The following is an 18,354-nucleotide window of genomic DNA, read 5'->3' on the forward strand; positions in this document are numbered from 1 at the left end:
CATGTGCGTTTGCATGCCCACCCATTGCTTCGGGGCAGGTGTTTTCAGAACAGGGGCAAAGACATTGCAAGCCACCGCAAAAACGATGAGATAAGAAAAACTATTCGGGTTTTTACGCGAAAATACAGGAAAAGCCGCGATAATTATCAGCAACAAAATGACCCCATAAATCGCCGTAGATGGAAACAACACACCAGCAGCGGTTAAGGGTGACATCCAATCAAAAAAGGATAAGGGCGGGATGATGGCATCAAAGATGAGTACCAATGCTGCTTTCCACGGCTTATTCGCAAAAGCCCAACCCAATGCCAGCAAAGCCGCACTGGATACCCAGAGGATGATACCTTCCAAGTAATGCCCTCCTGGTCCAAAAAAGACGGCAGAGGCCAAGGGGATACCATGGGAACCCGCTAAATAGTAAGCCAGGGCTACGGTATATCTCTGAATGCGGGATTTTTGGATGAGGACCAAGGGGATGAGTGACAAAGACAGAATTGGTCCCCAATACCCGTACATCCACACCCAGCCGCAAGCAGAAGCCGCTAAAATGGATAGCAGCGAGGCTACTATAGTATGCTTTTTAAGCATCAGTCGGTTCTCTTGAAAACCATCCGAAAGTATCTGTGGCTTGGTTCACGGTTGAAGTTTCGGACTTCGCCAGAGGTGACATAATGAAAAAAATCCACGCAGGCCATTTTCTGATTTGCACACTCAAAATAGTGCGGGCAACCGTCGCACGGACGATGCATGGAGAGCGTTTCAAGGATAGTCGTTTCTGCGTTCATAGGAGTATTCCCTTTTCCGATTTTTTAGTGGATGATATTTATGTATAGCACCCACTATGCGGAAAAAAGGCTATGGCAATAAAAGGGCTGCTATGGTTATAACAAGCAGCAGTCCTGACAGACCAAAAAAAATACCGGCATGCTTTTTTTCACCCCGGAGTTCAATACCAGCGAGAAAAAAAGCTCCAGCGAGGATAGGCAGAATCAGGATACCTGCTGGGGCCATCACCCACGCAGAAAGCGCATGCAGAAAGCCCGGGCCTTTGTCCCATGCTGGGAAATGACCAGATGAAACCATCGCACCAAAACCCATGCCGAGTGCAAAAAGGATCAGGCCAAGCATCCCCAAACCAAGAAAGTAGAGACTGAAATTGGCAGATTCTGGGCTTGATTGTGTGGTGACTGGCTCTGGAGTAGTCTCAGTATCTGGGCTTTTTACGGGCTTCGATGCAGCCTTCTTCGGCTTTTGAGGCTCCGCATTGCCGGAGTTTTCCCTCACCATTTGTGGCTGGGCAGGTGCCGGCTTTTGGGTAGTTGCTGACTTCGGCTGCTTCATATCAGCCGTTGCGGTAAGCTCATTCAGTCCATCCAAAAGATCGTCTTCATCCATCAGTGCTTTCCTCAAATAAGACGGCCATGGGCAAACCCCCGATATTCCGGTTGGGGAAACGGGGGATTAACGCCTCAACCCGTCGATTTACCCAGGTGTCAAAGGCAATCCACCCCGCATCTTTTTCGATGCGGTGCTGGTCATGGATAATCCGCTGAAGCTCGCTGATGGTGACTACATATCCAAACATCGTGTCTCCCCTCAATGTACGGTCTGGCTACTGTTAGGAACGTCATCCATAATCATTTGTAGCCTCACCTGTGTAGAGTATTTCTCCAGTACACCCAGCATGAACCCGCGCAGGTCGGTAGCTTCAGTCCCATAGAAAACGAGGCTTATCATGTACTTCACCAAGGTAAGCGCAGGTTCAAAAGAAGTTTCAGCAATCCAGTCAAGCAGTATGCTGTCTTCCCTGCTTACCTTATAAAAATGGTTCAGCAGCATCGCAAAGGTCCGGTCGTCTCTTACCATATCCTCCGCTTGCTGTGCGATCTCCAGCTTTTCAGCCAGAAAAGGCCGATGGCAGATAGTCTCCACCAGATCAAAATTCAAGTTCGCGGCCATGGCCTTGCTCCTTCTTCTGTTCTTGCTGTTTCGACGGGCCGAGGGATCCAATGTCTTTCTTCAAAATGCTTTCTTGGTGTTTACCGAGTGCTTTTGCATAGGCTTTTTCGCCACGGTCAGAGGCCATTTCAAGAGGGATACCCTGGGCAATTGCGGCTTTGATAACAGCATCTTCAAAGAAACGGCCAGCAATAGCCCCGTGCCCTGTGACTCGCACTGGTTCACCAAAACGCTCACGCGCCGCCATGAGCGTTTTGGCAATAAGCTCATCCCGTTCCCGAAACTGGGGGGGTGTTGTTGCCATCATGCCCATTCTGGTGACCACCAGTCTGTTGCCATGATCTTTTACGGTTGGGATCATCAGCCGGTGTGACAGCACTTCGGCGGGGCGTTTTTCTGGGAAAGGCACCTGAGTGGGGCTATCCCGATTTGGGGCCTGATTCTCTTCTTCTAGCTCCTGTTTCTTTTTGGTGGGGTCCATACTGGTCTGGGGCAGTGGGGCCTCAGCCATTCGTTGAATATCCGCAGTGATTTCCTCCGCAGATTCTCCAACTTCTGCGGTTGTTTTCTTGGGCGTAGCCTTGCCTTTGGCCAGACCTTGCTTTTTTGGGGTTGTTTTTTCTGCATGCTGACCATCAGAATTTGTAGCTTCATACCCCAACTTTTTCTGCACAGTGATCGAAGGTGCCAGTTCACCCCCAGAGATTTCCTTTTCCGGTGAAAGGGCGTTTTGGATTTGCTGGATCTTCAGATTCTGCTCTGGCAGGGCAGATACCAGATCATAGCGTTTTTGCAGGGCATATTCTGCCGATCTACGCAAAACCTCGTCATTCTCGGTTTCAATGACCATCGTTTTGCCCTTGGCGCCGAGTGTGTCCATCTGGGTTTTCAGGTGGGATGGCTTTGCATCCCCTTCATCAGAAATAGAGGGTTCACCATCAGCACTTAGCATCCATACCGATGCCTTTTTGTCTTTCTTTACGTCTTTCTTTGCCATCATTAAATCTCCTGTTGATAGATACAATTAGTGTTTACACCCAAAAGCCCCTGTGGGCAGGACCGAGCAGAGCGGATATTTTTGTGCGTACGTGACCGACTTCTGAAGTGTCGAAGCGCACCCGGCCAGTGAAAAAATGGCTACCAGTGTCGTTGCGCTGGCAATGGCAACATGGCTTAAAGTCAGGTTCTTTCTCCGCATGGTGGACTCCGGCGTAGTGGTTCCCATATTTCTGGGGTTACTACTGTATAGCACCTTGCATTGTGGCTTATCTTTTCAGAGACGCTATTCACACAACCCCCACTCTGATGAGCAGGAGGACTCTTTTTCAAAATCCTGCCAGTCTTCCCCCACAAAGCGGGTAGACTTTGAGGCCCAATGCTGTATAGCGTCAATTCTATGCCGCTGGAAAAACACCAGCGGATGCACCTCACCCAAATGTGCCCCGGCCAGTTCCTTGCCCTGGAAAAATACGGCTTGGCCGGTCTTGCTGGCGCGGGATACTCTGGCCTCCCACCCCCTCATTTTTTGCAGGATTTCCGGGCCATCATCAGAGTTGAATAGCCCCCGCAAATCTTTCTTATTACTGTAGATACAGGGTGCGCAACCCACGCGCCCGAGGCTCTGGTAGAGGGGATTCGGGTTTAAGCCATGGTCAGCTATGCACTGGAAAACGTCCTTTTCTGACCAGTGGATGAGGGGTCGGAAGTAATAAAATCCGGGACCGACACGCTCAAACAGCTTGGCATTTTTGCGTTTGTCCGATTCATCACGGCGGATCCCTTGCCAGATGATGACCTTTTTATGGCTCTGGGCCATTTCATCCACGAAACTGACAAATACTCTGGTCTTTAGGAAATCCGTGCAGAACCTGGAACGGTTGGACGGGAACATACCTTTCAGCAGGCACAAGTCCAGAAAAGGGCTGCCAGAGGGCTTCAGTTCGGCCAGGGCTTCCCGTTTGCGGCGATTAGACCAGCGCAGCTTTACGCCGTGCTTGTCTCTTCCAGTGCGCCGATCCAGAGCAATAAACCGGCGCTTGGCCGCAATTTCCTCCGTAAAATCCGGCTTGAGGCGGGTAATCTGGATGGAGAAATAACTTTCCAGGTAAGAAAGGTAATTGTATGTGGCTGGGTGCTCATTGCCAGTATCCACGAAAACCGGCTGGATACAGTCTTTCGTAAGACGGTCAAGGGCCAGCAGCAAGGTCGCTGTGGAATCCTTGCCCCCAGAGAGGCCGATGATGTGATGTGTGTGGTTCATGTTAGTGTATAGCATCACAGCGAGTTGTATAACTTCTGGGGCACCGCGCACAATCTATAGTGTAACCTCTCAACCCCTTTTGACTCTCCAGGAGTGTGCGCTTCTGGAAGGGTTCCAAAATGAGGGGCCGGATAACCCGGCCCATGTTATCTTCCGCAGCAGGATGCGCTATTCAGTAATCCAGTCGAACCTAGACTCATTCTGCCTAAGCCACTGGAATGCCTGTTCAATCGACACGTTGCCGTTGCCCGCATCGTCAGTCTTTGCAGCAGATGCCAACTCGTCCCAGGTGCCTTCTGGCACCCAGGCGTGCCTTGCGACACCACCGGGGTTGTTGTCACGAACATCCAGCATTTCCAAACCATCATACGCATAGCACTCGATTTCATTACCACCCAAGGCACAGTGGGCATGAACCGCGCGTGCGCCCTCTTCGCGCATTTCGTCGGGGTCACCATCTTCCAGGCCCAAGTGCCGCGTCTCGTACTCTGCTTCAGCAGCTGCCAGTCCCGCGTTTTCTATGCACTTGATCGCCAGGTGGTCATCACTGAGACAATCGATACCGTACTTGTCACACACTGCATCAATCAGGTGGTTCACATCGTCATCGTCATTGCGGCTGAATGGCATCAAACCGAAGCCATCCTGCGCATCTTCCTGGTAATACACTCCAAATTGCTTACCATCAAACTCGAAAGTTACCGGCACGGTAAACTGATAGCCGTAGTCATTATCTGCCCAGCATTCGAGACCACCCACACTTTTTACAGTGATCGCCTGCGTAATTTCTTCATCAAGTACAGTTGTCATGTTCGTTTTCATAATTCACCCCTTTATTCCCTGTGGGGCCGGACCATTCCGACCCCGATATTCATAGCACATGGCGAGAAGCGTTATCTATTCTCCAATGTGGTTACATTTATTGGGTATCTAAATTCCTTGATGCTATACATCGTCATGGGAGTTAGATAAAAGATTTCTGCAGCCATTCTTGAGGGTGACAGCGGTAAACGCCATCGTTGAGGTATTTTTCTTTGTCCAGAGAGATAGCGACTTTCATCCGCAAATAACCGGCCCGACCAGTCCACTCTGTCGCAATATGTCCAACATCATTGCCCAGGCAAGTGTCACCATGGTATGATGCTTCATCGAACACATGCCTTGCTGCCATCTCCAACATCATTTGATACTGAATGCCAAGACCCATTTTATCGTCGTTTTCCCCCTCACAATTCCATTTCAGATGAGGGTTTTTAACTTCACAGAGTCTGGGGTTTTGGTCAGGGAAACCCAGCAAAACAAACTGTGTTTCTTTAACGCTGTTCTTTTTGGGGCCAAGGATAGTGGCTTCGATGACCAAAAAATTGGGGGAGTCGTCATCATAAAACTCGCCCTCCAGCGTCACCAGGTATGCTGTGATATTTTTTTCCATTCTTGTGCTCCTCATTCCTGTTTAGTTGTATGGGCCGGACCCTTCCGGCCCCCGACATTCATAGCACCTCGCGGGAAGCGTTTTTCTTACTCTCCGCAAATCTGCTCTCACTGGTTCTAAAAGTCTCACCCATTATCTGTAATGTTACATGATTTGTCAAGCTGGTGGTATAACAAGATGAGCCATTTTGCGAAACTGCGATTTTGGTAAGCAGAAGGGTGTCCCTCTTCCACTTTCAGACTCGGGCTTTGTCTCAAAAAAGACCCGCTGGCTATCCCAGTCTTTTACCTGGATTAACCGATCCAGGGACCGGTTATCTGGATGTAGAGTGTTCGGGAGGATGTACCAGTGGTCGCGCTGAATCCGCATGCTGTGTCCCTTGTAATCGACTGATGACTACTGCCCTTCGAGAGAAGCGGGATCATCGGGCCTGGGTCCAGCAAGAAAACCCAGCATTCAAAGCATCTGCCAAAGCTGGTGTCATGTATAAGTGTGCCTGGTTTCCGTTGGCATCAAAAAGTATGTAAAAGCGTTGGCCCGTGAAATCGCGTTTGAATCGCCGGTGCGCTGTCGTGCTGCTTTCAAAAGTGGCGCAAAGTATGTAAAAAAGCACAAAGAAACCGGCGATGCTCACATCAACAGTGTACTCATGCATGCCGATTGGCATGCCAGGCCGGCCCTCATAGGCATCTTCTGGTATCCAATCTGCAACGATACGGATGTCGGCATCCTCCAGGCCCAAAAATTCCAAACGGGCCAGTGCGGGCAGTAAGCACCGGGGGATCATCGTCTTGAGATACATCTGGCTCACGCAGGGGTGCTTGTGGGTTAAGTCATTGCCGAGTTGACCGTGTGCTTCCAGTGCATCTGCCTGGTCTTTTGTGAATGGGAGTAGCTGTTCTGGGGCGTTCAGAATCGGGGTGTCGAGTTTTTCCATGTCTTCTTTCCTTTCATTGGTTAAGTGGTTGATACTTTATGTATAGCACTCACTATGCGGAAAAATGGGGGGAAAGGTTGAGCCAATGGCGCCGTAAGTGGGATGGTGGCCACGGCGGGAATAGCAAGCGGCAAGTTGTGGCAAGTGATCCGTGTTGTGGCAGGTTGTGGCAAGTGGGTTTTATTCACTTGCCACACACGCAAGGAATTGTTTTTGTAGAAAAAATGCTCACCTGTGGCAAGTGTGGCGAGAGAATTGCCACATACTTATATATTGATAATTTTTTTTCTCACAAAAAAATAAAATTTCCCTGCAACTGTTTTTTTTCAATATTCACTTGCCACACTTGCCACAAAGTAAAAAATCACTTGTATTTCATAATGTTGAATTGTGGCGAGTGAAATTTTTCTCACCTGCCACAACCTGCCACAACCTGCCACAACCTGCCACAACCTGCCACAACTTAGAACTTTTGCATTGTGGCGGGGTGCCCTGGTCTTGCCGGATGAACCCAAAGGGGTGCTTTACAGTTGCAGGAATGCATATAAAAAACCCGCCAGCATGGGCGGGAATACGGGGTTTTGATGAAAACAGTATGAAAATCAGAACACAATATCGTCATCTCCAAGCTCAACAAAAGGGTTCAAATGATCAGCAGGTGAAGTCTTTGTCTGGGACTTGGCATGAGCCGCTTCCTGGCGGGGCATGGGCACCACGTTACCTGCTGTTTGCTCTTGCACCTGCGGGAAAAGGTCGAGGTTTACTTTTCTGATCCACTTCTGGTTTGTTTCACCGGTCAGCGAATCCGTTACCGTCTCCCTATCCTTCTTGATGGTCAGTTCTGCATCAGAATGGTTCCTCTGTATGATAATCCGTACCCGCTTCCAAAAATTGATGGACGAAATAGGGTACAGCCCATTTTCCTTACACCATCCTGAGTAATTCTCATAAACGCTTTTCGTATCAATGCGCGGAGTGTCAGTAACCTGCACTTCCAGATCGGTCCACCAGCCCAGCACATTATCCGTTTCTGTCTGCATTTCGCGTTTCCAGGCCCAGACGCAATCCGGCACGTCCGCGAATCCATCGTTTTTAAGCACCTTAACCAAGCCTTCGATGGCCCACATCAAGACTCCAGCCATTTCATTTTTGAGAATTTTCTCAAGTAATAATGGATCCTTTTCTTTACCATTGAATTGCTGCTCAAAGTGGATGATGTGCAGTCGCCGCCAGAGCCCGTCGGTCTGCTCCGACAGGGACGGCTTCTCATTTCCCCGCAACAGCCATTTTGCCCGAAGCTTAACGGTTACACCGGGCAAATATTTGCGGTTGATGTCCATTTCTCCACCTGAGATTGCTTTCTTTAGTCCCTGCTCATCCACCCTTCGTGGGGTCTCATCAACCGTAATCAATGAGGCGTCAATCAGACCTTCTGAGTTAAAGCCACCAAGGTCAGAAAGGTTGGCCGCTGCGACTTTTCTGTGCAAAGCACTGACGATTTCCGCCAACACGGATTTTCCGTTTGAGCCCGATCCAAACCACCACTGTGCAATCTCATGGCGGGTGTCCCCTATCAGGGTGTATCCAATGTACTGCTGCACAAGCCCCCGAACCCCCGGGTCTGGCAGGGTTGAGTCAATAAACTTGGTGAATAGGGGGCAAGGTTTATGCCGGTCAGCCCACTTTGCATCAATGCAGTACCGCAGACCATCTTCTTTGTCCGGTGCCCTTGCCACAATCTCCCCGTCCTCGCTAATATCCAAGGTCACATCCTGACAAGGAATGATGGCGTCCCCGATCCTATGTTTCGTGCGCTCTTCAGGAATAGGATACAGTCTTGGCGCGGAAACCGCCGCTTTGGGTGCATCCATAATCTTGCGGGCAGAACCACTTTCTGCATAAAAAGCATCAATCAGTAAGTGTGCTGCGTTCTGCAAGCGCAGTTGATCTATGACCTGCCAGTGGCTCTGAGACCATTCAAAAAGAAGCCCGTCCGCCTGACCCACCGTGTTTCCGTCCAGTAGTCGGGAAAAGGCAATTTCCGCAGAGGGTCCACCCTTCTCCCCCATTACGTCCGGGTCGGAATTGCTGCTGAACAGCAGTTCGCCCTTAATGACATTCCACAAACGAATAGCTTTACGTGTCATCCATCCCAGCGCACCCTTTACCTCGTCCTCAGAAGCGGATTCCAACCAATCGTCCACCCCCTGTTTTTTCCAATCCATATCCTCTTTTGTATTCCACTCACAGAACCTAGACAACACCGCACAACGCACTTTGGACTGCTTTCTCAAAGCTGAGGCCAGTAAGTAGCCCGCATGGGTGACATTTGGATTAGCGGACACCATGCCCGCGCCAGCAGCCAGGCAGAACTTCCAGTTAATACTACCCACCTGAATTTCTCCACCCTTCACCTTTTTGAACGCATCTTTGTATAAGCGGGGTTCCCCGTCAGAATCAAACAGGATGCAGACCACCCCGAGGTTAGGGCACAGCGATTTAATCCGGGCTATGGCATCCAGCAGTTCAGGGTTGACAGGGGTATCCTCCGACATGTGCAGCTTATCAATGTTCCCACCTGCTTTCTGGAGAGCCCTTTTGATAGCCCGAACTTTTAAGGAATCCGCCCACATGTGAATGCCTGGGAGTGCAATGGTTGGGATACCGGATTTCACAGCGCGCAGGGCCTTTTTTTCACCCTCGGTGACAAAGAGCGTCAGGGTTTCCTCACTTTTGACTTCTCTCAGAACCTCATTCTGCTCTGCTTTCTGCTTCAGCAGCTTCAAGAGCCCACGCGGGATGAAGACGTGATTAAGAGAACCACGCGGCGACCTATAGCGCGGCACATCCTCATTCTTGCGACCGAGTAATCTGATACGACTGAATGGCTTGCCGCCGTCCATGACAGGTTTTCCGTCCAGCGTGAAATAAGGAATGGTGTATCCGCCTGCCGCTTCAAAATCGACGGGTGTATCATCTTCGTCGTCGGGGTCGTACCCCGCATCGGCCTCGCCTGTTTCTGGCAACACCCGCAATTGCTCCGGCCCTACCAGCTCCAATCCTGACACGTCACTTTGCGTTAGACCCGACCGTTCCAAGTCTTCGGAGGCAAGAGTGCCCACAACTGCATCTGTCATATCTGTCATAGCAACCCCGATTTTATGTTTTTGATGTTTACATCTTCTCTACTCTGTATAGCACTCTCTATGCGGAAAAAATGATCTGGCTTTTTTGCCCGATAGCTTTTGCTCTACATATACGGTATAGCACCCCTTATGAGGAAAAAATGCGACGAGGGGGATTATCAATTCTTATCAACGCTTTATGATTTTTCCGCATAAGAGGTGCTATACCTATACTAAGCAACTGAGCGAGGCACGCATGGCAAAAATACAAGGAACACTCATCGACAGACCCACATCGCCCTTTCGAGGGCCGGAGATTTTGACGGATTTGGTACTCCCTTTATCCGAGGGGATGGCTGAGGTCGTCTTGGACTTCGAGACCACGGCCAAAACACCGTGGGTTCGGGGGGATGAAATACCAGGTGGGAAAATCGGCGGTAAGCTCACCCCTTTGCAGTACAGCAAGAAATGGGGATGCAATTTGGACACTACCCCACGCGGTCGGGTGCTCACCTTGTCTATACCTACAGCACACTACGCTTGTGCGGCTGATCTGGACCTTTTCTCACCAGAAGAAAAGCGCGTCCTGGCAGATTTGCTGACAGGGCATGTCTGGGTCGGACACAACCTGGGATTTGACTACCAGTGGATGCTCACGCTGAACCCAGATACCCGCCCTGCACGGATCGTGGACACTATGCTGATGGTCACGGCCATGCGGCCAGATGCGATGTACTGCATGCAGGAGCTGGTTGTGAAGCAGACCATTGGCGGGCTGGATACCCGACGCAAGCACTTTTCAGAACTGTCCTCCCGCACCCAGATTCGCGCTGCCAAAAAGGAAATGAGCAGCGGCACACTCAGCTTGGATGACTTAGCTCTCTGGCTCTTTGATGAAAAGCTGGACAAAGCGTTTCAGAAACCGGTCAACTGGATGCCCGAATACCTCTCCCCAGAGCATCACGACTACTGCATGGGGGACGTGGACACCCCACAAAAAGCGGCGCGGGTTCTGCTGGGCCTGCCACACGAAGCAACCATTTCAGAAGTGCTCCGGACCATCGACAAACGATATGGTGGAGCCGCTTATAAGGATATGGAAGCTGCCCTGCATGTCATGGTCAGGATGCAGCGCAAGGGGTTGTACTGGTCCCAGCCAGCCGCGCAGAAGTTGGAAGCGGATTTGGCGGATGAAGCTCTGGATGCTATGACACATCTGGTCAGTGTGGCGCCGGGGCTGGTCCCTTTTCGAGATCAGCTTTTAGATACGGACACCGGATTAACCGAAGACTTGAAAAACGCCATTGGGTCAGCTATCCACACGGAAACCGGCCAGTCTCTACCCACCACGGCCAAGGGCAATGTTTCGCTCAATGCCAATGACCTGAAATTATCTTTCCCAAACAGCAAGGTGGTTGCCGCGCTGCAATCTGTATTGCAAGCGGTTTCCGAGCAAAAGCGGGTACCGCAATATGCCCTTTCTGTGGCCGATGATGGCCGGATTCACCCGCTGACTGGCATCAATACCATTACAGGCCGGACTTCATCGCAGGAACCTAATCTGCAGAATATCCCGCGTGACAAACGCTTCAGGGCTATCTTCGCAGCGCCGGACGGTTTCAAAATTATGGCGACGGACTTCTCCAGTATCGAACTCCGGATTGCCGCTGCTCTGGGCGTTCGGGCATGGCGCGTATTACAAGGGTTGTTGGCTGGGCTGCGCGGTGACCCCCGTATGCAAAAAGCCCTCAAGGATCCACTGGACCGCACGGCTTGGATCTTTAAAGCCGTACCGGAATTGCAGGGGTTTTTGCAAAACCCCGGCCAGCCTATTCCACCCCGCATAGCCAAAGCGGACCCTTCCCCTTCTGTGTATGACAATCCCCCGATTGAAGCCTGGGCGCTGGCTTCGGCACAAACCTTGTGCATTGCAGTCAGTAAAATCTATGCAACAACTGGCGGTGATGAAGCCAAGCTGCCTTTCCGCTTGGCCTACAACAAAAAGCTGGACCCGCATATCGTGACAGCCCTGAAAATGGAAGAGCAAGGCGGGCGTGTTAATTTGAAAGGTCTGCAGCCGATTGATTACCTGGAGGCCTTGCCCCAAGACGAGCGCAAAGGGCTGAAAACCACCCTGAAAGACCCACGGCAAGCAGCCAAGGCCGTAGGGTTTGGGCTGATTTATGGCATGAGTGCAGATTCGCTGTGGAGCTATGGCATACAGAGCTACGGCCTGTCCTGGTCCAAAGAAGATGCTGGGCAGTCAAAATATGCCTACTTTGATCTTTTCCCTGAGATTGGCCTCTGGCACTGGCTACTCAAAAACGCATTCAAGATTAAGGCCGACATCCTCAATCCCTATAATTCCAGCGAGTGCCGAGCCGCTTCCGAAGGCGGGAAATTGTATGCCTGGTACACCCTATCGGGTCGTCCAACCATCGCGTCAAAACTGACCAGCGGATTGAACTATCAAGATCAAGGCACCGGTGCTGAAATCGCCTTCCGGTCACTGACCATTTTGCCACCAGACGTTCAAGGCATGCTGGTCAATTTCGTGCATGACGAGTTGGTTCTGGAAGTACCAGAAGAGCGCGTTGACGAAGTGCAGGAGACCGTTGAGCACACGATGATAGCAGCAGCGGATTCCTTGTTGCTCAAATATGGTATCCCCACCGAAGTAGAAACCTCTGTAGGGGATTGCTGGATTCACTGAAAACATTTTTTCCTTATGGTGGGTGCTATACATAACCATCAATAACTATTCAGTGAGTTCACCATGAGCGAAGACGCCAGCGAACATACGCAAGACCAAGGCCTTTGGGCGGGGATTTACTCAGATGGCTTGCGGCTGGGCGTCTGGACAAAATATGACAAGCGCACCCCTCAGCTTTTCAAAGAGCAGGGGTTCGCTTGGCTGGCCGAGAAAAAAATCTGGGTGGGTCTTCGGAAGTGGGCTGATGATCTCATTGCTGCGCTCGCTCGGTTGGACCCGGCATATTTTCCGCGTGAGATCGGTGACACTATGCTCAAAAAAGCGGATCAACAGCGAGAGCCTTTCTGGTCTGCAGCCGTCCGTCCTGCTTTGCAGCCACGCGGGGAGAATCGGTGGTTTTTTATGCCCCCTTTCGACCCAGCCACCAACCGTGCGATGAAAAAGTACCATGCACGATGGAACTCTGAAGAACAGTGCTGGATGCTGACCGGTGTGGCGGATGATATTTTTGCTTATCTGGATAGTATTGCTATTCCAGTTCGCAACCTGACTACAGTACCAGTTGATGCACCACTACGCCGTCAACCGGGGGCATGGTCACCATACCTGATGCATGTATCCCCGGAAGATGAAGAAGCCAGCGGGGTGAAACGGCTTCATGTGGGTGGTGTGGTACAAGTTCCTGGTGCAGAGAAGAAAGAAGAAGAGAAAGAGCCAGACAACCCACTTTACAAACCCATTGAGCTTTTGCCAGTGGAGGATGCTATTATTGAAGATATTTCCGTGCGCTTCTCGCTTCTCCCATACCAAAATGAGGGCGTCCGGCACTTTCTCCAGCGCACGTCTGCACTCAACGCCGATGACATGGGGCTGGGCAAGACCAGACAGACCATCGCTGCCGCGAGCTACTTGCCAGGGGGGAAGGTTATTGTTTGCCCTGCCAGCCTCAAAGATAACTGGTCAAGGGAAATCCAGATGGTACTACCAGATACGGAACCATTTATTTTTGAGAACACCCTACCAGGTGAGCAACCTGACTGGTGCATCGTGAATTATGAGCGCCTTGCTGATTTCCTGACTGGCATGGAAAAACTGGACTGGCATTTTTCGGTGATGGCTGTGGATGAAGCACACTACCTGAAAGAGCCCACGGCGCAGCGCACCGAATATGCCTTTGCCCTGGCTGAATATGCAGACCGCAAATGGCTTCTCACCGCGACCCCCATGCTAAACACCCCCATGGAATCCTGGACGCTACTCAGGCTCTCTGGGCACCCTGCCGGGGACATCCAGGCGCGTGAGTTCTCCAAGGCCTTCACAAAAACGCGAGGGGACCGGCAAGGTTTGGGTGGGCGCATCAGTGAATGGATGATCCGGCGCATGAAAGATGACGTGCTGACTCTGGCCGGAAAGTATCGTCAAGAGCCGGTTATTACCATTTCGGAAGTCGATCGCGTGAGCTATGACGCTTTCATGGATGACGACGAGCTGATGGTGCTACAGAAAATTAACCTGGCAAGACAATGGCTGGAGCGCGTGAAGCGGGAGCCCATTCTGGAAATGCTGGGTGATCTGCAGCCAGATGCCAAGGCCATTATCTTCTGCAACTTTGAAAAGTCTGTGCAGTGGTTTATGAAGCAGTTGCCAGAGGGTTCAGCCGTTCGGCTGACGGGCAAGGAAACCCGAAAGCAGCGGGACTCCGCCGTGCAGCAGTTTCAGAATGACCCGAACTGCCGGTGGTTCATCGGTAACATCAAGGCCGCTGGTGTGGGCCTAAATCTGACCGCCGCGACGTATGTGTTTTTTGTTTCACGTCCATGGACCCCTGCCGACCAGACGCAGGCTGAAGACCGGGCTTACCGGATCGGGCAAGACAGGCGGGTGGAAATTTATATTCCCATTGTAGCCGACAGCATTGATGAGCAAATCCGGAGCTTGCTCATCGACAAGCAAAAAGTGACGGAGGATGTTTTGGTGGGTGCTCTGGAAACCAAGGCGGCACAGGCCGCCTCGGAAGAGGCTATGGTTGAAGAAGTGGTTTCCTGAATGGTGAGTTTTGACTTTCCAGGGGATAAACAAGACCAACCTTAAAGGAGCTCTACCAAACTCGACATCGCTTCTTTAATGGCATCACGCTTAGTTGCTGAATTGGCGTCTACCCCATACTCCACTACAAAAATTCTCCCGTCTTTTCTGGTAATCACAAAATTACCCCGATAAGTGCCGGAGATGACTTCATAGAGTGAGTGGACCGGTGACCGCCCCTGATCGCACTCGACTTCGTAATACTGGCGGGAACAATCGCCTTTAGTCCACGGCCTACCCTGTCGCACAGTCACCGTAACAATTTTGTTGCCGTTTTCAAATGTAACATCAAGTTCTTTAGTCATGGTGCATCCCCTTATTTATCCACTGATTGAGCTGGACCATCCAGCCCCTGTATTCATAGCCCCTGGCGGGAAGCGTTATATCGCAGGGCCATTCACTTCATACGCCAGCCGAATGTGGCGGCAGGCGTGGTCTGGCAAAATATCCCCTTGTGAACACTCCACACGATACCGATTAAACATCTTCGGGTGGCTATCCATCATCAGTACAAGATTGTTGCTACCGAATTTTTCGGCGTTATACGTCTGCCCCAATTTGCCTTGCCCCGCAAGCATCTGGCTTGCCAGTACCCCAGCAAAGATCACTGCGCCGAACCCCTCCAGCATGAGAGCCAATCCACCAAATCCATGTTCGTTTTTCATAGCACGCTCCCATAGTTTCTACTTTCAAGAAGCCTTGTCCATATCCAGCAAGGCCGTATCCATAAAGAATCCCGAAGACTCGCCTGTCTTTTCGGCGGCATCTTCCAACAGCGTCAGCGTCTTGTCGTTATCGTCATAATGCTGTGAATACCCACAACACATCTTCTTCAAAACCAGTGTGGTAATCTTCTCTGCCGCTTTATATGCTTTGGATACGTCCACGTCCTGTAAGTCCATGTCTTCCGGCATCCATTCACGCGCCTTACCCACCAAGATGTTAATACGATCGATCAATTCCTGATTCTTGGGGAAAAGATGCACCGTTCCAATGCCAGGGTAATACCGCGCATCAAAATAAGTGGAGCTTAACCGCTCACCCTCTTTCAATGCCTTAAACTGGTTTTCAAACAATGCGGCCAATGGTTCGGCGGGTTCCCGCTTGCCATCCACCAGGGCAAAAACCTTATCGATCTCTCTCAAACGATTGATTTCCAGAAAGGACAAATTGCTTCTCCAGCCATCCAGAGAGAACCCGCCAATAATGAAGCGGCGGCGGCGGATTGCCATGCCGATCCGGTGTTGCTCATTGGATTTCCACGCTCTGTAAAGCACATAATTGTCGGACTGGCGTGACGTGATGCTATCAAAAAGGTCCATGACCATTTGCTTGTTCAGATCCCCCTGCTTCATGGCGAATCCCTGCATGAAGCCGTAGATATTGGCTTCGGTGAAAGCCAGCGCAGACACTTTTTCAAAATCGTTGAGCACTTCATTGACCACTTTACGGGTCAGGTGCTTTTGGAAGTCCGAAGTATTGAGCACACTGGTCCAGGCCCACTTTTTCAATTCCTGATAGCTTTCAGCGAGATTTTCATACAGGCTTTTGATAACGTGTTCCTCGTGGTTACTTTCATCGCGGCCCACAATTTCATCTATCTGCTGACGGAAAAAACTGTTGAAGTGCCGGGCTTTCTCCAGGCTGATAAGGCTCTGCTTGCGGGCTTCCCAAGTCGTATTGAATGCACGGACCAGTGCCGAAACCTGCGAAACGCCCAGGGACAGACTTTGCCCCGGAATATCTGCACCTGCTTTGAACTCGGTCTGGTCCTGTTCCAGATTTTCCACGATGCCCTCTACCCAAAAGGATTTATCCTGCTCTTTGACCAGGTAAACCAGCGCAATTTCGACCGGAGTTTTTCGCATGGTTTCCGGTGACATGAAGGCTTCCTGCAAATACTCCACGGATCCATGTGCATCGATAAGTGCAGACAAGCGGCACTCATCCGCCGTACGCGGGTCACGGATGCCAGAAGCATTCAGAATGGCAACAATTTCACCTGCGAAAAGGTGTTTCCAGGCATGCAATACATGCTTCACACCCACCCGAAAAGGCGGGTTCATGAAAATGTGCGAGTACATGGATAAATCCCGCGTATCCATAAAATCGGTACCGACCACGTTGCCCTTGGCCCGCAGCACTTCATGGCGCGATACGTCCATTTCAATAAGGTCAACCTTGCTCGTGCTGTGCTTCAAGTTCGGCAGACCATCCAGCAAATCACCGTTGCCGGCAGACGGCTCCAGTAAATTGCTAATCGGGTTCTTGAAAAGACGGGCCGCATGGCGGGCGAGTTCTTTTGGGGTTGGATAAAATTGGAGGTCTTGAGTGTCCATGTCCTTTACCTTTCGTCTTCCGAAGGGGCCGGATAGCCCGGCCCGATGTTTATAGCACCTGGCGAGAAGCGGGATTAAAACATACCTCATCACTCTCATAATCCATCAAGCCTACCGCTTCATCGAAAGCGGGGTCGCTATCCAGTAACCCGTACCCGCAATGTGGGCACCACTCACCGCCTGGGACACTCTGACCGAAGTTGCAACGACGACAGCCATACTTATTGGGTTCTTTTTTAGCTTCCATCTGTTTTCTCCTTACTCACATCGGTTGGCGGGGTGTGGCCTCTCCTGGATACTCACCCGTGAAACTGTCGGAAAGTGCATAAAAAAGCGAGTTTTAGTCATTGTAGTTACCCTTTCTATCCTTTGGGGCCGGACCCATTCCAGCCCCCGTTATTCATAGCACCTGGCAGGAAGCGTTATCTGATCTGGTAAGACCCAAAAAAAACCCGCCTGTTTAGGCGGGTGAATCGTCAGGGTATTGCATGCGACACAAGCATATTAGCTTGTGCTACATATTCTGTATAGCACTTCAGAAATTGGGTAGGTGTTATAATGCTGCATCCGCATCAACATTGACTTGGTAGGTTATCGGGGTACCTCTTTTAGCCCGCAATCGAGTCAGAATCCCCAGCCGCACAAAGTCTGCCATGCACTCAAGTAGATAAGACAGATCATGCTTTTTTCCGTCAGATAGTCCGTCCAAAGCAAGGCCGCGCATGGACCCTGTAAAAACCCAAACCTGGGACTGCTGGTCAAAAACCGTTTCGTCGAGGATGGCTTGGAGCAGTTGGCCCCTGACACTATCTGGAGGAAAAGTGACTGTCCTGGTTATTGAAAGCCCTTTTTCCGTGAGTTGGACTTTTGACTCCACCAGAAGTAGTTTGCAGGTAGAAAGTGCTTTTTTTCTTTTGGCTCTTCTACTATTGCGTTCTGCCTCAGTGTTCCGCTGCTTGGACCGTGAATTTCTCAATACAAAGTCTATGGTTTCTTTTTGATTCATGTTTCACCTCATCGTATCTTTCGAGTCTAGCCTATTATGGGGTATAGCATCCCTAGGGTATAGGTGCATGGGTCTACTACCCTGCCAGCTTCTGAAGACGCGGTATCTCGGTAAGTGCATGGGTCTACTACCCTGCCAGCTTCTGAAGACGCGGTATCTACCGGCCTAAAAATCGCGGTGGCGGCTTGCGTTTGGGCTCTGCTGGTGGGATTGCCTGGGTTGGCCTCAAAAATCGCGGCCCCTTCGGGGCTGGTCCGGGGCTCTCAAGCTGGGGTGGCGGCTGGAGCCGGTTGAGGGCGGTAAGTTAGAAATTTTAGAGAAAAGCAAAAAGCGGGGAACGCCAGATAAAGAATAGTTGCATATTGGTATATCACTAATTTGCAAGCAAATTGTGGTATACCATTTTCTCTCAAAACCCAGCCGGGTTGACTTTTGAGAGCGTCAAAAGGATTCTTGCTGTACCATTTGTGTAAAGAAACAGGGAAAGCCATTGAGTAC

General features: G+C 50.8%; 16 protein-coding genes and 1 pseudogene. 2 read left to right on the plus strand and 15 right to left on the minus strand.

Features of this window, described 5'->3' with window-relative positions:
* The 10 genes and pseudogenes from AC2VLY_RS14520 to AC2VLY_RS14565 all read right to left on the minus strand — a co-directional run.
* Nucleotides 1-351: pseudogene (locus AC2VLY_RS14520) on the minus strand (hypothetical protein); the annotation flags it as partial.
* 504 nt (nt 352-855) lie between these two features.
* Nucleotides 856-1,395, minus strand: a complete 540-nt coding sequence (locus AC2VLY_RS14525; protein ID WP_024893262.1) for a hypothetical protein — start codon at nt 1,393-1,395, stop codon at nt 856-858.
* Complete coding sequence (locus AC2VLY_RS14530) at nt 1,388-1,585, minus strand: hypothetical protein (RefSeq protein WP_024893263.1); 198 nt, start codon at nt 1,583-1,585, stop codon at nt 1,388-1,390. Before AC2VLY_RS14530 ends, AC2VLY_RS14525 begins: the two co-directional genes overlap by 8 nt.
* 11 nt (nt 1,586-1,596) lie before the next feature.
* A complete protein-coding gene (locus AC2VLY_RS14535) occupies nt 1,597-1,959 on the minus strand; it encodes a hypothetical protein (protein WP_024893264.1) in 363 nt (120 codons plus the stop codon).
* Nucleotides 1,937-2,959: a hypothetical protein gene (locus AC2VLY_RS14540; RefSeq protein ID WP_024893265.1), complete on the minus strand. Its 1,023-nt coding sequence runs from the start codon at nt 2,957-2,959 to the stop codon at nt 1,937-1,939. The genes AC2VLY_RS14535 and AC2VLY_RS14540 overlap by 23 nt, the downstream gene beginning before the upstream one ends.
* 282 nt (nt 2,960-3,241) lie before the next feature.
* Nucleotides 3,242-4,219, minus strand: a complete 978-nt coding sequence (locus tag AC2VLY_RS14545; RefSeq protein ID WP_024893266.1) for a phosphoadenosine phosphosulfate reductase domain-containing protein — start codon at nt 4,217-4,219, stop codon at nt 3,242-3,244.
* A gap of 168 nt (nt 4,220-4,387) precedes the next feature.
* Nucleotides 4,388-5,041, minus strand: coding sequence for a hypothetical protein (locus AC2VLY_RS14550; RefSeq protein WP_024893267.1), 654 nt, complete (start codon nt 5,039-5,041; stop codon nt 4,388-4,390).
* Between the two features lie 142 nt (nt 5,042-5,183).
* Nucleotides 5,184-5,651: a hypothetical protein gene (locus tag AC2VLY_RS14555; protein ID WP_486892741.1), complete on the minus strand. Its 468-nt coding sequence runs from the start codon at nt 5,649-5,651 to the stop codon at nt 5,184-5,186.
* A 421-nt stretch (nt 5,652-6,072) separates the two neighbouring features.
* Complete coding sequence (locus AC2VLY_RS14560) at nt 6,073-6,588, minus strand: hypothetical protein (protein ID WP_486892742.1); 516 nt, start codon at nt 6,586-6,588, stop codon at nt 6,073-6,075.
* Nucleotides 6,589-7,190: 602 nt separating this feature from the next.
* Nucleotides 7,191-9,734, minus strand: a complete 2,544-nt coding sequence (locus tag AC2VLY_RS14565) for a phage/plasmid primase, P4 family (protein ID WP_486892743.1) — start codon at nt 9,732-9,734, stop codon at nt 7,191-7,193.
* A 235-nt stretch (nt 9,735-9,969) separates the two neighbouring features.
* Here AC2VLY_RS14565 and AC2VLY_RS14570 point away from each other — a divergent pair, with 235 nt between their 5' ends.
* Nucleotides 9,970-12,426, plus strand: coding sequence for a DNA polymerase (locus tag AC2VLY_RS14570; RefSeq protein ID WP_486892744.1), 2,457 nt, complete (start codon nt 9,970-9,972; stop codon nt 12,424-12,426).
* Nucleotides 12,427-12,489: 63 nt separating this feature from the next.
* Nucleotides 12,490-14,472 (plus strand): DEAD/DEAH box helicase, encoded by a 1,983-nt coding sequence (locus AC2VLY_RS14575; RefSeq protein ID WP_486892745.1) that lies wholly within the window; start codon nt 12,490-12,492, stop codon nt 14,470-14,472.
* 41 nt (nt 14,473-14,513) lie between these two features.
* Here the strand turns inward: AC2VLY_RS14575 and AC2VLY_RS14580 are convergent, their stop codons facing one another.
* The 5 genes from AC2VLY_RS14580 to AC2VLY_RS14600 form a co-directional block, all read right to left on the minus strand.
* Nucleotides 14,514-14,816: a hypothetical protein gene (locus AC2VLY_RS14580; RefSeq protein WP_486892746.1), complete on the minus strand. Its 303-nt coding sequence runs from the start codon at nt 14,814-14,816 to the stop codon at nt 14,514-14,516.
* 75 nt (nt 14,817-14,891) lie between these two features.
* On the minus strand, nt 14,892-15,176 hold the full coding sequence (locus AC2VLY_RS14585) for a hypothetical protein (RefSeq protein ID WP_486892747.1): 285 nt from the start codon (nt 15,174-15,176) through the stop codon (nt 14,892-14,894).
* 24 nt (nt 15,177-15,200) lie between these two features.
* Nucleotides 15,201-16,850: a DUF4942 domain-containing protein gene (locus AC2VLY_RS14590; RefSeq protein WP_486892748.1), complete on the minus strand. Its 1,650-nt coding sequence runs from the start codon at nt 16,848-16,850 to the stop codon at nt 15,201-15,203.
* A 553-nt stretch (nt 16,851-17,403) separates the two neighbouring features.
* Nucleotides 17,404-17,856 carry a hypothetical protein gene (locus tag AC2VLY_RS14595; protein ID WP_486892749.1) on the minus strand — a complete coding sequence of 151 codons (453 nt, stop codon included), beginning with the start codon at nt 17,854-17,856 and terminating at the stop codon, nt 17,404-17,406.
* A gap of 263 nt (nt 17,857-18,119) precedes the next feature.
* Nucleotides 18,120-18,354 (minus strand): hypothetical protein (locus AC2VLY_RS14600; protein ID WP_486922527.1); only part of this gene is annotated, 235 nt, incomplete at its 5' end.

This window comes from Acidithiobacillus sp. TH-A36, from assembly GCF_057473445.1.

What these genes read in the sequence shown, in the direction of transcription:
- AC2VLY_RS14550 (WP_024893267.1), bottom strand. Translation starts at nt 5,041, where the DNA reads ATGAAAACGAACATGACAACTGTACTTGATGAAGAAATTACGCAGGCG.
- AC2VLY_RS14545 (WP_024893266.1), bottom strand. Translation starts at nt 4,219, where the DNA reads ATGAACCACACACATCACATCATCGGCCTCTCTGGGGGCAAGGATTCC.
- AC2VLY_RS14575 (WP_486892745.1), top strand. Translation starts at nt 12,490, where the DNA reads ATGAGCGAAGACGCCAGCGAACATACGCAAGACCAAGGCCTTTGGGCG.
- AC2VLY_RS14570 (WP_486892744.1), top strand. Translation starts at nt 9,970, where the DNA reads ATGGCAAAAATACAAGGAACACTCATCGACAGACCCACATCGCCCTTT.
- AC2VLY_RS14555 (WP_486892741.1), bottom strand. Translation starts at nt 5,651, where the DNA reads ATGGAAAAAAATATCACAGCATACCTGGTGACGCTGGAGGGCGAGTTT.
- AC2VLY_RS14525 (WP_024893262.1), bottom strand. Translation starts at nt 1,395, where the DNA reads ATGGATGAAGACGATCTTTTGGATGGACTGAATGAGCTTACCGCAACG.
- AC2VLY_RS14580 (WP_486892746.1), bottom strand. Translation starts at nt 14,816, where the DNA reads ATGACTAAAGAACTTGATGTTACATTTGAAAACGGCAACAAAATTGTT.
- AC2VLY_RS14540 (WP_024893265.1), bottom strand. Translation starts at nt 2,959, where the DNA reads ATGATGGCAAAGAAAGACGTAAAGAAAGACAAAAAGGCATCGGTATGG.
- AC2VLY_RS14585 (WP_486892747.1), bottom strand. Translation starts at nt 15,176, where the DNA reads ATGAAAAACGAACATGGATTTGGTGGATTGGCTCTCATGCTGGAGGGG.
- AC2VLY_RS14590 (WP_486892748.1), bottom strand. Translation starts at nt 16,850, where the DNA reads ATGGACACTCAAGACCTCCAATTTTATCCAACCCCAAAAGAACTCGCC.
- AC2VLY_RS14535 (WP_024893264.1), bottom strand. Translation starts at nt 1,959, where the DNA reads ATGGCCGCGAACTTGAATTTTGATCTGGTGGAGACTATCTGCCATCGG.
- AC2VLY_RS14530 (WP_024893263.1), bottom strand. Translation starts at nt 1,585, where the DNA reads ATGTTTGGATATGTAGTCACCATCAGCGAGCTTCAGCGGATTATCCAT.
- AC2VLY_RS14565 (WP_486892743.1), bottom strand. Translation starts at nt 9,734, where the DNA reads ATGACAGATATGACAGATGCAGTTGTGGGCACTCTTGCCTCCGAAGAC.
- AC2VLY_RS14595 (WP_486892749.1), bottom strand. Translation starts at nt 17,856, where the DNA reads ATGAATCAAAAAGAAACCATAGACTTTGTATTGAGAAATTCACGGTCC.
- AC2VLY_RS14560 (WP_486892742.1), bottom strand. Translation starts at nt 6,588, where the DNA reads ATGGAAAAACTCGACACCCCGATTCTGAACGCCCCAGAACAGCTACTC.